General features: G+C 48.1%; 18 protein-coding genes. 3 read left to right on the plus strand and 15 right to left on the minus strand.

Annotated features, from left to right (window positions below):
• Positions 1 to 109: 109 nt before the first annotated feature.
• From ACXX53_RS03825 to mgrA, 4 genes are all read right to left on the minus strand, one after another.
• Positions 110 to 289, minus strand: coding sequence for a hypothetical protein (locus ACXX53_RS03825; RefSeq protein ID WP_458567259.1), 180 nt, complete (start codon positions 287 to 289; stop codon positions 110 to 112).
• Positions 290 to 530: 241 nt separating this feature from the next.
• Positions 531 to 1,208 carry a tetratricopeptide repeat protein gene (locus tag ACXX53_RS03830; RefSeq protein WP_458567260.1) on the minus strand — a complete coding sequence of 226 codons (678 nt, stop codon included), beginning with the start codon at positions 1,206 to 1,208 and terminating at the stop codon, positions 531 to 533.
• A gap of 65 nt (positions 1,209 to 1,273) precedes the next feature.
• Positions 1,274 to 1,786 carry a mismatch-specific DNA-glycosylase gene (locus tag ACXX53_RS03835; protein ID WP_458567672.1) on the minus strand — a complete coding sequence of 171 codons (513 nt, stop codon included), beginning with the start codon at positions 1,784 to 1,786 and terminating at the stop codon, positions 1,274 to 1,276.
• 165 nt (positions 1,787 to 1,951) lie between these two features.
• Entirely contained in the window at positions 1,952 to 2,965 is a 1,014-nt protein-coding gene (gene mgrA, locus ACXX53_RS03840) for an L-glyceraldehyde 3-phosphate reductase (protein ID WP_458567261.1), read from the minus strand.
• Positions 2,966 to 3,244: 279 nt separating this feature from the next.
• On the opposite strand from mgrA, the gene ACXX53_RS03845 reads away from it, so the two are divergent.
• A complete protein-coding gene (locus tag ACXX53_RS03845; RefSeq protein WP_458567262.1) occupies positions 3,245 to 3,352 on the plus strand; it encodes a DUF6254 family protein in 108 nt (35 codons plus the stop codon).
• Positions 3,353 to 3,505: 153 nt separating this feature from the next.
• Here the strand turns inward: ACXX53_RS03845 and ACXX53_RS03850 are convergent, their stop codons facing one another.
• The 8 genes from ACXX53_RS03850 to ACXX53_RS03885 all read right to left on the minus strand — a co-directional run bounded on the left by ACXX53_RS03850 (position 3,506) and on the right by ACXX53_RS03885 (position 9,646).
• Positions 3,506 to 3,670 (minus strand): hypothetical protein, encoded by a 165-nt coding sequence (locus ACXX53_RS03850; RefSeq protein ID WP_458567263.1) that lies wholly within the window; start codon positions 3,668 to 3,670, stop codon positions 3,506 to 3,508.
• A gap of 49 nt (positions 3,671 to 3,719) precedes the next feature.
• Positions 3,720 to 6,269, minus strand: coding sequence for a transglutaminase-like domain-containing protein (locus ACXX53_RS03855; RefSeq protein WP_458567264.1), 2,550 nt, complete (start codon positions 6,267 to 6,269; stop codon positions 3,720 to 3,722).
• Positions 6,270 to 6,490: 221 nt separating this feature from the next.
• The gene (locus tag ACXX53_RS03860; RefSeq protein ID WP_458567265.1) at positions 6,491 to 7,051 is read right to left on the minus strand and encodes a histidine phosphatase family protein; all 561 of its coding nucleotides are present in this window, start codon (positions 7,049 to 7,051) and stop codon (positions 6,491 to 6,493) included.
• A gap of 243 nt (positions 7,052 to 7,294) precedes the next feature.
• Positions 7,295 to 7,756 carry a DIP1984 family protein gene (locus tag ACXX53_RS03865; RefSeq protein WP_458567266.1) on the minus strand — a complete coding sequence of 154 codons (462 nt, stop codon included), beginning with the start codon at positions 7,754 to 7,756 and terminating at the stop codon, positions 7,295 to 7,297.
• 65 nt (positions 7,757 to 7,821) lie between these two features.
• Complete coding sequence (locus ACXX53_RS03870) at positions 7,822 to 8,034, minus strand: hypothetical protein (protein ID WP_458567267.1); 213 nt, start codon at positions 8,032 to 8,034, stop codon at positions 7,822 to 7,824.
• 25 nt (positions 8,035 to 8,059) lie between these two features.
• Positions 8,060 to 8,551, minus strand: a complete 492-nt coding sequence (locus ACXX53_RS03875; protein ID WP_458567268.1) for an N-acetyltransferase family protein — start codon at positions 8,549 to 8,551, stop codon at positions 8,060 to 8,062.
• 48 nt (positions 8,552 to 8,599) lie between these two features.
• A complete protein-coding gene (locus ACXX53_RS03880) occupies positions 8,600 to 9,106 on the minus strand; it encodes an isopentenyl transferase family protein (RefSeq protein WP_458567269.1) in 507 nt (168 codons plus the stop codon).
• A 60-nt stretch (positions 9,107 to 9,166) separates the two neighbouring features.
• Complete coding sequence (locus ACXX53_RS03885) at positions 9,167 to 9,646, minus strand: GyrI-like domain-containing protein (RefSeq protein WP_458567270.1); 480 nt, start codon at positions 9,644 to 9,646, stop codon at positions 9,167 to 9,169.
• 269 nt (positions 9,647 to 9,915) lie between these two features.
• Here ACXX53_RS03885 and ACXX53_RS03890 point away from each other — a divergent pair, with 269 nt between their 5' ends.
• Positions 9,916 to 10,140: a hypothetical protein gene (locus ACXX53_RS03890; RefSeq protein ID WP_458567271.1), complete on the plus strand. Its 225-nt coding sequence runs from the start codon at positions 9,916 to 9,918 to the stop codon at positions 10,138 to 10,140.
• Between the two features lie 90 nt (positions 10,141 to 10,230).
• On the plus strand, positions 10,231 to 10,491 hold the full coding sequence (locus tag ACXX53_RS03895; protein ID WP_458567272.1) for a hypothetical protein: 261 nt from the start codon (positions 10,231 to 10,233) through the stop codon (positions 10,489 to 10,491).
• A 380-nt stretch (positions 10,492 to 10,871) separates the two neighbouring features.
• Here the strand turns inward: ACXX53_RS03895 and ACXX53_RS03900 are convergent, their stop codons facing one another.
• From ACXX53_RS03900 to ACXX53_RS03910, 3 genes are read right to left on the minus strand one after another with little or no spacing between them, the layout of a single operon-like run.
• On the minus strand, positions 10,872 to 11,228 hold the full coding sequence (locus tag ACXX53_RS03900; RefSeq protein WP_458567273.1) for a Rieske (2Fe-2S) protein: 357 nt from the start codon (positions 11,226 to 11,228) through the stop codon (positions 10,872 to 10,874).
• A gap of 21 nt (positions 11,229 to 11,249) precedes the next feature.
• Positions 11,250 to 12,305 (minus strand): amidohydrolase family protein, encoded by a 1,056-nt coding sequence (locus tag ACXX53_RS03905; protein ID WP_458567274.1) that lies wholly within the window; start codon positions 12,303 to 12,305, stop codon positions 11,250 to 11,252.
• Positions 12,306 to 12,320: 15 nt separating this feature from the next.
• Positions 12,321 to 13,847, minus strand: a complete 1,527-nt coding sequence (locus ACXX53_RS03910) for an extracellular solute-binding protein (protein ID WP_458567673.1) — start codon at positions 13,845 to 13,847, stop codon at positions 12,321 to 12,323.
• Positions 13,848 to 13,860: the final 13 nt, after the last annotated feature.

The following is a 13,860-nucleotide window of genomic DNA, read 5'->3' on the forward strand; positions in this document are numbered from 1 at the left end:
GACTACTGAATCATAAGATGGAAGCAATAAGAACCTCCTCTAATAGATATACAAGATAAACACAAAAAATCCTTTGAACCTACGATTCAAAGGATGAGGGAATGACTATTTATTTTACATCCGCAGCATGTACGGATGACTCGTGTGATTGTGTGTGCAGCTCTTTAATCATATGGTTGAGTAAATATTGCTCCTGATGCGTCAACCCCTGTTGGTTATCCTGCATCAAATATTGATGGATATGCCGTTTCATCAGTTCCTGGCGACGCGCTGTCTCGGATAAATGCATTTTATCGCTCCTTGTTTGTCATGAGATCCAGATTGAACGTTTATTAGTATAACGAACAGCGCGAATTTGCGAAAATAAGAAATGACAGCAGGATTCATCATTTTCGGTCTTTAGGCTTCATCTGGAATACTGATCACAAGGATATGAATATATACTGCTTCATCCTTGCATATTCTATCCAACCCCTTGAAGAAAACGCTTCATCAAGTGGAAGTGTGAACTTTTATCTACAATATCTTAACTAACCTGCTGTTAACAACTTGATGCGGCTCTTAATCATCCAAGCGCGCTCTTTGCGTTTTACATATTTCGGTGAAGAACGGTAGATTCGTATCGTTTCTTCCCAAGCATCCTTCGCATCTTTCTTGCGTCCGATCTCTGCATACAAGATACCCATCCGATAGTACCCTTCACAGGACGAAGAATGAATGCCGCCGAACTCTTCCAATAGAGCAATCGCCTTCTGCTTGTCTATAGCTGCATAGTGCTTCGCAAGCCGCAAATAGGGCTGACCATACTTTACTCGCGGATTAATCTGCAGTGCGTAGCGAATCGCAGCTTCGCCGCGCTCCGTCTCACCTGTATACAGATAACAGGTACCAAGGTCGTCCCAATACTCAGCAGATTGATCCATTCGATCCTGCAGCGGCTCCAGCCACTTGCGGGCTTCACTATAATGACGACGTTCAATCAGAAGATGGGCCAGCTCCAGCTTGGCAGACGTATCGTGCGGGTTCGCACTAAGCCCCTGGTTGAGCTTCGATATCCGCTGCATACGCCGAATAGGACGCATCATACTTGGTGATAAGCCTATAAAACGACGATCTATGAAATATAAGATGAGAAGCATTACGATAATAGCTATTAATGGATTGCCAAAGAACCACCACAGAAAGGAAAACCCCAAAAATTTCGACAAGCTCGATCACCTCTTCAATTTTCGTTACGCACACTATACCATGTTTTAGAGTTCATGTCCTACCACTACTTGTTATGTCGTAAGTCTTGCGCCAGCTCCTTGTAGATGGATATCACATCTTCCAGCTTCATTCTCACGAGACCGCTCGAAGAAGGAGCCACGAACTCTTTAACCCCTGCAACTACAGAATCGGGCTGGAATCCCCATGCTGCGTGACGATTGCCGCTGAATGCCTCGTACACCCCTTTTCCTACAAAGCACACTCTCTCTGGGCGAAACAGCTCTATCTTTCGTCTGAGCTCTCGGCTTCCTTCCGCATACTCCTCTGAGGTTATCTCGGCGGCAGTTCTCGTCGGCCGTGGTACGATATTCGTGAAGCCGATCCCCTGGGCTAATAAATCCTGATCTTCATCCGCACTGTAACGCCGCTCCGTTATGCCTGATTGCTCCAGAATCGTCCAGAAGCGGTTGCGGGCATTCGCATAATGATGACCTGTTTCTCCAGATCGAATACTTGGATTATAACCGACAAACATTAATTTCATATTAAGCGCGATATGATCCGGTATAGGTTGAATGCTATCCATCATGCGCACCCCTTCTCACTAAAGATTCTATTTCTATTATTACCTGAAATGAGCTGCAGGAAGCAACTTCATATGTACATCATAGTGATGTTCCGACGCTAATAAAAGAAGTCTCCCCTGTAAACACCCAGAGGAGACTTCACTATTCGTATATGGTTAGTCTGCCAAGATCTGCTCAATCTCGTTCAGTTCCTGCTCATCAAAGCTCAGGTTATCAAGCGCCTTTACATTCTCCTCGATCTGACTCACTCGGCTTGCGCCGATGAGAGCCGATGTTACTCGACCACCACGGAGCACCCATGCAAGCGACATCTGTGCCAGCGATTGACCGCGGCGATGTGCAAGCTCATTCAGCTCGCGCACCTTGTGAATGACCTTCTCATTGACGTCCTTCTCTTGTAAGGCACCGCTCGTCTTATGCGCGCGTGAATCTTCTGGAATCCCGTTTAGATAGCGATTCGTCAACAGCCCTTGCTGCAGCGGACAGAACGCGATACTGCCTGCGCCGTTGTCCTCCAGCACGTCCTGTAAACCGTTCTCGATCCAGCGATTCAGCATAGAATAGCTAGGCTGATGGATGAGCAGCGGTGTTCCCAGATCCTTCAGAATGCGTATGGCATCTGCCGTCTGTTCCGCACTATAGCTGGATATTCCAATATAAAGTGCTTTACCTTGACGAACAATCTGATCCAGAGCACCCATTGTTTCTTCCAGCGGCGTATCCGGATCGGGACGGTGTGAGTAGAATATATCCACATAATCAAGCCCCATGCGCTTCAAGCTTTGATCCAAGCTCGCCACCAAATATTTCTTAGATCCCCACTCGCCGTACGGCCCTTCCCACATATGATACCCAGCTTTACTTGAGATAATCATCTGGTCGCGGTAAGGTTTAAAGTCGGTTTGGAGTATTCTGCCGAACATTTCTTCAGCAGATCCTGGAGGTGGACCGTAATTGTTAGCCAAGTCAAAATGAGTAATTCCCAAATCAAATGCGCGGCGCAGCATCGCACGGCCATTCTCGTATGTATCGACTCCGCCGAAGTTGTGCCATAGGCCAAGTGAAATAGCTGGAAGCTTCAGCCCAGACTTGCCGCAACGATTATAAATCATATGATCATATCGTTTGGGATTGGCTGAATAATCATGCGGATAGCCTATTGGATTCATATAGATCGCTCCTCTACTTTATGAATTATTCCATTCATAATACTATATAACATCTTGAATGTATTATATTACACTGAGTAAGCGATAGCATCTACGGCATATCGAATAGAATGTGAATGATTTTCGATCATGATCCCTCTGTCTCGGATAGCTGTAATCAGGACCAAACTTTTGTGAGGATAGAGCTCAGGCAACCAGACCACTATAAGCATACATTCTCGGCGCTGGTTCGCCCTCAGCCGTCAGGAATGATGCAGATGAGCAAAGGAGAAATGCCTAATGTCTATTCCTAAGAACCGTCGCGATAATGCGAACAAGATTCGTAAGCAAACTCCTCATCCGCACGGAAAGATCAAGTCGTTCCGTGAGCTTGCGGACGAAGTGTAAGGAATAACAGTATCGCTTGCTCTCTTTAGCTTGCCCAGCTTCACACAAAATAACAGTCGGCCGAGCTGCCTGAAGCAGCATAGCCGACTGTTAGTCCATTCTTATTGCAGCGCGTGATCAATCTGGCGCATATGCATCTGATCACACCGCCCCTTAGTTATAGATCACATACAGCTGTACAAGTCCGTATGTAAAGCTGGGTATACTTATTAGAAACATTGCGATGACACCTGCTTTACGTTTCCTTACATCTTCCTTATCATCTGAGCCCAAATAATCCAGCAGGTCTGCCGCACAACCGAAGGCGAAGCTTAGCAAAAATACGCCCAGTATACCATTGATATTATCAATTCAATGTTGTTCCGTTCTACTTCTTCAGATTCTTCAGAAGCATATCGCCGATCCCGACATTGTACCCAGACCATCCGTAAGTCGCAGTTAGCTCTTCCTCCACAATCACGGCCAATGGGAGCTTCTTAACCGTAATATCAAAGCCATCGTAAAGTGGATCGATATCATCGTCGCTCGCACCTACAACAAGCTGGATATGCGGAACCTCCTTCAACGTTTTCATAAGGGTAGGGTCATTCTGATCCTGAGCATCTTTCAAGATAAGTACAGTCGCAGGCTTCAGCGAATTGAACTTGTCCTTCGATTCGATGATCTCATTCAGCAGATGCTCGGTTGGTTCAGCGCTGACATCCAGCCAGGATACAATATTGCGGCTCGGATTCAAGAGCTCGGACAACTTAACGGAGTTCCCGTCCAACGTCTTAAGCTCATAATCCCTCACTGGCACCGCTTTCGTCAGTCCTTTAACTTCCGCCAGCTCAATGGATAACGCCTTGTGTTCGTTCGCTTCCAATTGGACATGATACAGTTTATTATGCAGCGTCCCATCCGCTTGACGATCAGCTGTAATCACGCGATATGTGCCCGGCTTCAGCTCAAAGCGAATCTCGTCACCAGACCAAGCGCTGTCTTCAAAGTTCAAGGTTGTGAAGTGTCCTTCCTCGAGAATGGCGACTGAGTAGTTACGATAATAATCGAAGCTGACATCGCTTGCCTTCTTCAACGTTAACGATGCTGATCTAGAATACGCCTCATTCGGGCATGTTGGAACGATAACCCAAGCGCCGTTACTCCAATACTCGACGACATCGTCAGCCTTTTCAATTCTTGCTGGTATGCCTAATGTTCTCATAATGGATACGCAGAGCAGCTTCTTCGACAAAATGCTGCCAGCCTTCAACGCAAGCAAGCCTGCAGGAGAAGCGCTTAACGTCTCATATTCAAGCTCATTGCACGTCTTGATCGCCGAATCTACGTAGCGGTAAATCGACTGCGGATCAGCTCTAAACGAACGCTGCTGCTCTTCCGAGATGGCTTCTAGTATAGCTGAACGGTATGAACTGATCACCTCATACGCGATGCGCGGGCACAGCAGATAGGCTGTAAATATATCGTTGTCGTATGCTTGAAGATATGGCATAGCTGCTATTAAATGATCTCTAAGGATCAGATTCGTAATATCAGTCAGATCCTTCTTGTTCAAGGACTGCAACAACGCTATCTTATAGGCAAGATGCTCATTCGTCGTCTCATCTTCTAAGAAAGCGATGATCTCAGCATAATTGCCTCGCGATTGCTCCAACAGTGCCGCTGCATCAGCGGCGTACTCACCGTACTTCGCCGCATAATCTGTTGCCCGTTCCCCATTGCAGAATGTAGCCTCATAAACCTTCCGCTTGCTCTCTGCTTCTTGGCTGCGCCGTTTCTGCTCATGCTCAACTTCGGTTGACAGCTCCGGTTCGTCTTCCACTCCACCTACAGGCGGAACAAGTGTAAGATCAACGATCGATGTCGGCACTCGATGGCACTCATCAAGTACAAGCTCGATGCTGTCTGCCTTCCGAGTGTCCATTTTCTCCATGACATAGTGACGTTCATTATGCGCGAATACAACTATATCTCCGTATCCGGTTCTAAAGCTTACCTCACCTGCTTCATTCGTCTTCAGGATGGCAAGCGAAAATAATTCTGCGTAGTTCATGATCTCGAAGCGAACGTTGACGCCTTCTACAGGATCGCCTGCTGCATCCACGACACGCACGGATATCACCTTCGTATCCGCATAGCGATCCAGAATCGTGATCTCTGTTAATCTGGAAGACTGTGCAACGATTTCATCTCTTTCTACGAGATCGGAGAATGCCTTGCTGTGAATGTGCATTCCCTTCGATGCAGCAAGCCTGAACCAGCCTGTATTCAAGCGCATCTCCGGTTCGCATGCGCCGAGGAACTGCCATCTGCCGTCGATCCACACTTCTACCCAAGCATGGTTATCGTCACAATGAGTCCATCTAGGGGCATAGCATTGTCTTGCCGGGATACCGACGCTTCGCAAGGCTGCAACCGCAAGGGTAGACTCTTCTCCGCATCTGCCGTACGCATTTCTCAAGATTGTAAATGGAGACGCTGTACGGATATCCGTGCTCTGATAGGTCGCCTTCTCCAAGCACCAGTAGTTAACGGCTATCGTTGCCTCATGGATGTCCATCTCTTTGATCGTCGGGTATATTTCCTCAAAGAATAGTTCTCGGTAGAAATCCACATTTTCATTGTTGATCCGGTATTGTAGAACATAGTTCAAGAACATCGAATCTTCGATATCTTTGCCCCATGGCATGATCGATCTTACCTTCAGTGCATGTCGAACAAATTTCAAAAATAAATCGCCATCATAATTCGCCATGTCGCTGATCGGCATATGCGCGTACAAATACTGCATACAAACCTTTTCTTCAGCTGTGCATGTGTCGAGTACATCAAATAGCTCTTGCTCACGTTCCCCTGCAAGCAGCTTCATCTGTTCAAATTTGAGTGATAGTTCCTTTTGTTGTGCAGTTGTTAGCATATTATCTCCTATTGTTCACTAAGAAGTTGGTATTGCTGTTACTCTCACGACATAAAACGCTTCCACGTTGATTAACTTTAACCCTTATCGTCTATCATTTCAATGACGAAATGCTGACTAAAGTTCGAAATGATCCGCATGAGACAGTACCTGATCAAAAGTAAAAAGCAGCGGGGTTCACTCCCCACTGCTTGATTGCAAATATGGAGTTGGCCGCTTCTCTAATCATTCCACAGCCTAGTAACTTGGTTCAACACATGACCTTCAAACTCCAGCTTATAGATATCTGGCATCGTCATAGACTTCCAGAATTCGAAATCATATGCCTGATTATAATAGTTCATCATCAGCGTCATAATATCTCCGTGCGTCCCTATCACGATGCTCTTGCCTCTATGTTCATCCAATAGATGATCCATTACCATCACTGCTCGCTGCTGAGCATCGCTGCTTGATTCTCCGCCATCGAATGCAAAGCTTCTGTCCGTATATAACTTGCGTTTTGCTTCTAAAAAATGAATATCCATGAACTGTCCCATCGTTCGTTCTCTCAGATCCTCGAACATTTCGATGCTTGCGCCGCATGCATCCGCCAGATTCTGAATCGTTAGAACGGCCCTCTCGTAGGGGCTCGAGACGAATAGATCAATATTCTCTTTCATAAGTATCGACTTGATGGTAAGAGCGTCAGCTAATCCGCGATCTGTTAACCCGCGCGTCCGCTCCTTGCCCTCAACGAACAGAGACTCAGCGTGTCTCACAACGTATACGATCGTATTCACTTGGCGACCTCCTGCCTTAACGATAGTAGCCATATAATCCCCATTCCCACCCTCGCCAGACCAATAAATCAGCACGTGGTAATAACAATAAGCTGTTAATATTACTTATGTGCGTAAGCACTCTTGTAACATTACTGGGCTAAAGTGTCATAATTGTTTGACATGGCCCCGCGTCTCTCCTATGAGATCCAACATGCCCGTTGGGTGGTTGTGCTCGCTTCTATTGGTTGACTACCTACACGGCTACTCTTCTATCAGATCTGTCGTCCAATTCAGTTGTTGAATCTTAAAGTCTAACTCTCTGTATGACTTGGATAGATCGTCGACCTGCTTCTGAATGCTTGCGACATCAATCGTTCTATAGTATTTAACTTCTGATCGGGTGTACCGATCCTGCTTAATCGTTGCCTGTTCCAAGAGATCATGTAAGATTTTGCGCTGCTGCATAAGCTTATCTCGTTCTGCCAGAGCATCAGCGATGCTTAGCTCGTCATTGAATGCGGTCAGTGCATTCGACTTATTAATCTTTCGAATCCAGCTGGTCAGTTCGTTGACTGTACACTCAAGCTCAGTGATCAAGGCATTAGGCTCTTCTGCGGGAACCTCCCCTTCTTGAACCTTGACAACTCTCTCTAATCTTTGCTTAATCTGGGCAATCTTCTTTTGACAATCCGCGCGTAGAACTAACGCTTCTGCAAGCTTCATGCATTACCCCTCCTATGAATAGCCGTACTTCATGAACAAGGAATCGCTAGTCTCCCAGCGCGATCTTATTCATCTGAGAACTTTAACCCTCTCGCTGCCAGAGCTTGGCGAAGCAGTTCAACCGCCTTGGGACCGATGCCATGCAATTGCTTGAGCTCTGACTCGCGAATCTGTGATAGCTGCTCCAGACTACTGAGTCCTGAGTTCGAGAGCGCGCGCAGCGCGGGCTTCGCCAAGCCATGCGGGAGGTCATTTTCCTGATTCAGCTTATGCTTCATTCCTGTCATAACCTCTTCCCTTTCGCTAGAGCTTGGTTACCATCGTAATGGATGTGCCGACCATACCCACTTCTTGAAATCCGAAGCGCTGATACAGCTTAACCGCCGCCAGATTATCTGGTGCTACGCTCAACGACAGTTCCTTAACTCCCTGCACCTTCAGCTCTTGGATTAGCCGCTGCATCAGAGCAGTTCCAATCCCGCATCCTCTATATTCCGGCAATAATGCCATACCTAGTTCGGGTACATCGTCAGCGACATAACCAAAACCTTGGTTATCCTCCGTAAAATACCGCGCGGTAATAGACCCAACAGGCTGGTCCTCATCATTGACTGCTATGTAGCCCAGATCTCCTTCTCTTCCCCACCCATCCATATACTTTGATATATAAGGATCGTTAAGTATATCTCGGCTAAATGGTTCCTGGCCTTCTGAAACGTGCATGGATTCATACAGCATATCCCACAAAAAAGGTACGTCCTCAGTAGTTACTGGTCTAATCGAATATGATTTCACAATGATCACCTTCTCATTTCTGCATCCAACTGCTTAGCGGGCACACCATTATGGAATGGCCTTCATCAAGTCTTTATTATGCTTCAGCAGCACAACCTTTTCCTGATAACGCTCTAGCAGCTGCATAATCTTCTCTTTATCTACTTTATCGTATTTATGATTCCATTGAAGCATTTTCCAGAGCCCATTGAGAGTCTGCTTGTAATTGGATCGCTCGATTCGAAGCCGTTGCTTCACGAACCGCTTCACGATTCTAACATCTCTAATATAGACTGGCGTATCGATATAGATGATTAGATCCGCTTCTTCCAAGCTCGTCGCAACCCATTTATAGTAGACGCCTTCGACGACCCAGCTCTGCTGCGATACGATGTTGGACAGCATCTCATCTCTGATTTCAGGCGGATTCTTGCCGGAAAATTCAACGGAACTGCTCCACATGACGTTATCCAGCTCATATACGGGTAGTCCCAGTTCCTTAGATAACATCATAGCGGATGTTGTCTTCCCGCTTCCTGTTGCGCCTATAATATGCACTCGCTGAGGTGGTGTCATGCTCGACTCCTTATCCTATTTGCGTATTGATTTTGCACTGCACCCTGCTATAAATAGAAATCATTTCTTCTGTATCGGAATTAAGATCTCAACAAACTCTTCTTCACCATTTTCTTCATAGTAAAATATCTCGATCGGGCAAGAGTTATCAAGAAACTTCTGTCTATATCCGTTCTCGTTCATCCATTCGAATATTTTCGTATATGCTTCACCTATGGACTTGTTCGTGCAGTTCACCTTTGCATACTCCATGGCAGGCAGCTTGAAGCCTATCATTCCCTCCGGCACGGAGTTCAGATCTTCTACTTCAAGGCATGCAAAATAAGTCGCGAAGATTCCATTGCACATATAAGGGGAGAATAGGACTTGTTTATCCACCGCATTCGGTATCTCATCTCGGCGATCTTTGAACTGTTTCTGGATCAGAATCGCTGCATCGGGAAATGATTGCGGAAAATTAGCTGTAATACTCTGCCCAACCAATTGAACCTCTCTCGTCGTAATCTCACAATGCATATGCGCCATGTTCTTCGTCACCATATTATCATCCCTCTCCCTTATCATATAGAAGATCAACTCTCGACTCTTATCTATTCGATAACCCCGATAGTATTCCTTTCTAATAATTCCATAATTATGTTAATGTTGATCAACATGGTCATATGACGAAATCTCTTAGGTACAGTCTGCTTATCCAGTGATCGAACCATAAGCGAACAACCATGCAGTTCTCAAGCGGACCGTACGGACGTTATTTGCGCGAAAATGGGGGGGCATATGCGGTTTAGCGGACCGTAGAGCCGTTATTTGTGGTTGAAGCAGCTGATTACAGCGGATTGTTCACACATAACGGATCGTGTGTCCGTGTGACCTGCCAAATGGGCCACTTTCAAGCAAATAAGGGCTCCTGTGTCCGCGAGCAGGCTGCGACGATTTCGCACAACTGGGCAACCGGCAACCTAGGCAATCGCACAGGTCGCGAGCGGACCGTACGGACGTTATTTGCGCCAAAATGGGGGGCATTTGCGGTTTAGCGGACCGTAGGGCCGTTATTTGTGGTTGAAGCGGCTGATTTGGGCTGATTGTTCACAAATAACGGATCGTGTGTCCGTGTAACCTTCCAAATGGGCCATTTTCAAGCAAATAAGGGCTCCTGTGTCCGCGAGCAGGCTGCGACGATAATGCACAACTGGGCAATCGGCAAACCAGACAGCAGCACAATTCGCGAGCGGACCGTACGGACGTTATTTGCACGAAAATGGGGGATATTAGCTGGTTGGCGGACTGTAGAGCCGTTATTTGCGGTTGAAGCAGCTGATTACAGCGGATTGTTCACACATAACGGATCGTATGTCCGCTTAGCCTGCCGAATGGGCCACTTTTAAGCAAATAAGGGCTCCTGTGTCCGCGAGCAGGCTGCGACGATTACGCACAACTGGGCAATCGGCAAACCAGGCAGCCGCACAAGTCGCGAACGGACCGTACGGACGTTATTTGCGCCAAAATGGGGGCTATTCGCAGTTTGGCGGACCGTAGGGCCGTTATTTGTGGTTTGTGCAGCTGATTACAGCGGATTGTTCACAAATAACGGATCGTGTGTCCGTGTAACCTGCCAAATGGGCCACTTTCAAGCAAATAAGGGCTCCTGTGTCCGCGTGCAAGCTGCGTCCGGCCCCCTCACAGCAGCGTAAAAGGCCGCCCCCGAATAGAAGACCTACTCGAGAGCAGCCCTTCATCAAGCTGGCTCGTGATGAGACTATGGAATTCATTTTCCGAATATAACGCCGATCTTGCCGTCCCGTACCTCAACCTCGTACGTCTTGACCCGTACCCTGTCGCTGAATAAGGACTTCCCCGTCTTGATGTCGAATTCCCAGCCGTGCCAAGGGCAGCGGACAATCTCGCCCTTTCGAGCGTAATCATATTCGTACACAGAAGAAGGAAGATTCGTTCCCGACACATAGCCAGTGCAGAGAGGAGCGCCTTGGTGAGGACAATAATTGTTCAGCGCAAAATACTCCCCGTCGATGCGATAGATACCGATCTCTCTGCCTTCCACCTGAACGACTACACGTCCGCCCTCCGGGATATCAGCCTCATTCAGCACCATATGAACCGCCATATTAGCCCTTCGCCTCCGGCATTAGAGATTGTACAGCTTCTTCGCGTTTTCATAGAATACCTTGCGTCTTCCTTCCGGCCTCATCTTGCGCAGGATCTGATCTGGCGCGTCGAAGTCCCAATGCGGATAGTCGCTGGAATAGAGCAGAATATTCTCCGCGTCGAACATATTGAACAGATCGATCAGATGCTGCGGATTATCCGGTTCCTCAATCGGCTGCGTCGTGAGGTAGCAGTGATCGCGAACATATTCGCTCGGCAGCCTCTTCAGCCACGGAACCGTGGAGCGCAGCGCCTTATAATTTTTGTCCAGCCGCCACATGAGCGGCGGGAGCCACGCCACACCACCTTCGACCAGCACCATTTTCAGGCGCGGGTACTTGACGAACACGCCTTCGGTCACGATGCTCACCAGATGCGCCATAAACATCTGCGCGAGGCAGGTATGCCACTCGATGTACCTCGCGGGGTAACCGGCGGCGGTCGGCGCCGTTGAGCTTCCGCCTCCCTCCGCGCCCGGATGAATCGCGATGGGTAGACCGTTGCGTTCAGCCGCCTCATAGATCGGATGGTAGAACCGATGTCCAAGCGGCATGCGGGCCGCGCTGGAGATAATCACCTCCACGACGTCGGGGTGACCGCCGACCCGGTCAATCTCGCGCGCTGCCTGCGCCGGATCGAGCGTGGAGACGGCGATCGCTCCCTTGAACGCAGGGTGCTTGCCAAGCCACTCCGCGATCAGAAAGTCGTTATACGCGGAGCAGATCGCCGCCGCATAATCAGGATCATGCGTTGACGATATGTTGTAGACAACTCCCGTCAGAATCGCATACTCCAGATTGTATTTCTCTATGAGCTGCTTGATCATCAGGTCAGGGTCTGACCCCGCCCTGCCCCCGCCTGGAGGTATGGCGTCCTTCTTCATCACTCCGATCGGAGAGTAATACCCCGATCCCGAATATCCGATACCGGATGCTGCAACACGTGAGCGCCACGGCTCCGGCAGATACGGCACCAGAGCCGAATCCTCCTGCTCATTATGGATATCGGCATCGATGATCTTGAAAACTTCCGTCAACGTACTCCCTCCCAACTATTTGCCGCCATATGTCCGTGTATAAGCTGTGTTGTACATGTTCAGCAATTCATCAGAGCCGAGCTTCTTCGCTTGATCGATAAATTCTTGATACGTCTTATCATTAATTGGCACCTTGCCCGTTACGAATTCTGTCAGCTTCTGCTCTAGGAATTTGTTCAAGTTCGTCAGCTTCGACTTCTCAAGCTCCAGCTCTTCATCCGTCTTCACGATCTGCTTCGGCGCTGGAATGATGTACTCAGCGTATCTTGCATTGATATCCTTGCTCTTATCGCTCAGGCCGCGTTCCCATACTTCACGGGATCTGGCGTTATCCAAGGTGATCATGTCATACCATACGCCCCAATCCTTGCGCAGCACGGTGAATGGAGAAGTTCCGAATTCCTTCATATAGACCGGCTTGCCGTCCTCCATCGTATATGTCTTGCCTTCAATACCCAGCGAAAGGTATTTCGAGCCTTCATCGCTTACCAGATAGTCGAGGAACTGAACAGCCCGATCCTTATCCTTCACCTTCGCTGAGATCGAGCGGCCTACTGCGCCTACGACCGGACGCGAGAACTGATAATTCTTAATGCCGTTAGCCGCAAATTGCGGGATAGCATCCAGTTCAAAGTCGGCTGTCCCAGCCTTGTGAGCCTTCGCGGTAAGCGATTCCAGATCCGCCTTCCAGAAATAAGTGACAAGCGACTTGCCTGTTAGAATGCGTTCTTCCCACTGGGCTTGCGTGATCAGCGAATATTCTGGATCTAGCAGCTTCTCCGTGTACAGCTTATTCAAGAATAAGAGAGAATCCTTGTAGCCGTCATGGTATGGCGCGAACGCGTATTTGTCTGTCGTCGGATCGATATTATAGAATCCGTGAATACCCGTAAATATTCTTCCGAACGTAGTATAGATCCCCGTATCGCCCACTATAGCATTCGCCGTAAGCGGATAGGAATTCGGCTCCTTCTCCTTGAACTGCTTCAGGAACTGATAGAATTCATCCAGCGTCGTCGGCGCCTTCAAGCCGTACTTCGTCATCAGATCTTTGCGGCTGTACCAGATGAAGTTGAAGCCCTTGCCTTCGGCATCCCCTTCGATTACGGGAACCATATAGATGCCGCCGTCCGCTCCTGTGGCTACCGCTTTGGCTTCAGGATATTTATCGAAGAAGCTCTTGATGTTCGGAGCTTTATCCAGATAATCATTTAAGTTAAGGAATATCTTGTCTGGCCCGTGTTCTCTGCCTTCCTGCGTGGTAACCTGAATGAAGTCTGTCGCGGTGTTCGTCGCGATCATGATCTGTTTCTTCTCAGCGAGTCCTTCCTGACTGACCACCTGGAAGTCGACCGATACGCCTGTCTTGTCCTTAATCTCCTTGAATATATCCCAATCCGTGCGAACCTTGCCCTCGGTCCGATCATACACGAGCCAAGTGAACGTTATCGGCTTCTTAGAGCCCCCGTCTCCACTATCAGAGCCCTTACCTGAACATCCTGCTGCAAGCACACCGATTAGCAAGCATGCGGTTAGAATCATCGCAACATATTTT

The sequence above is a fragment of the Paenibacillus marinisediminis genome (genome assembly GCF_054343325.1).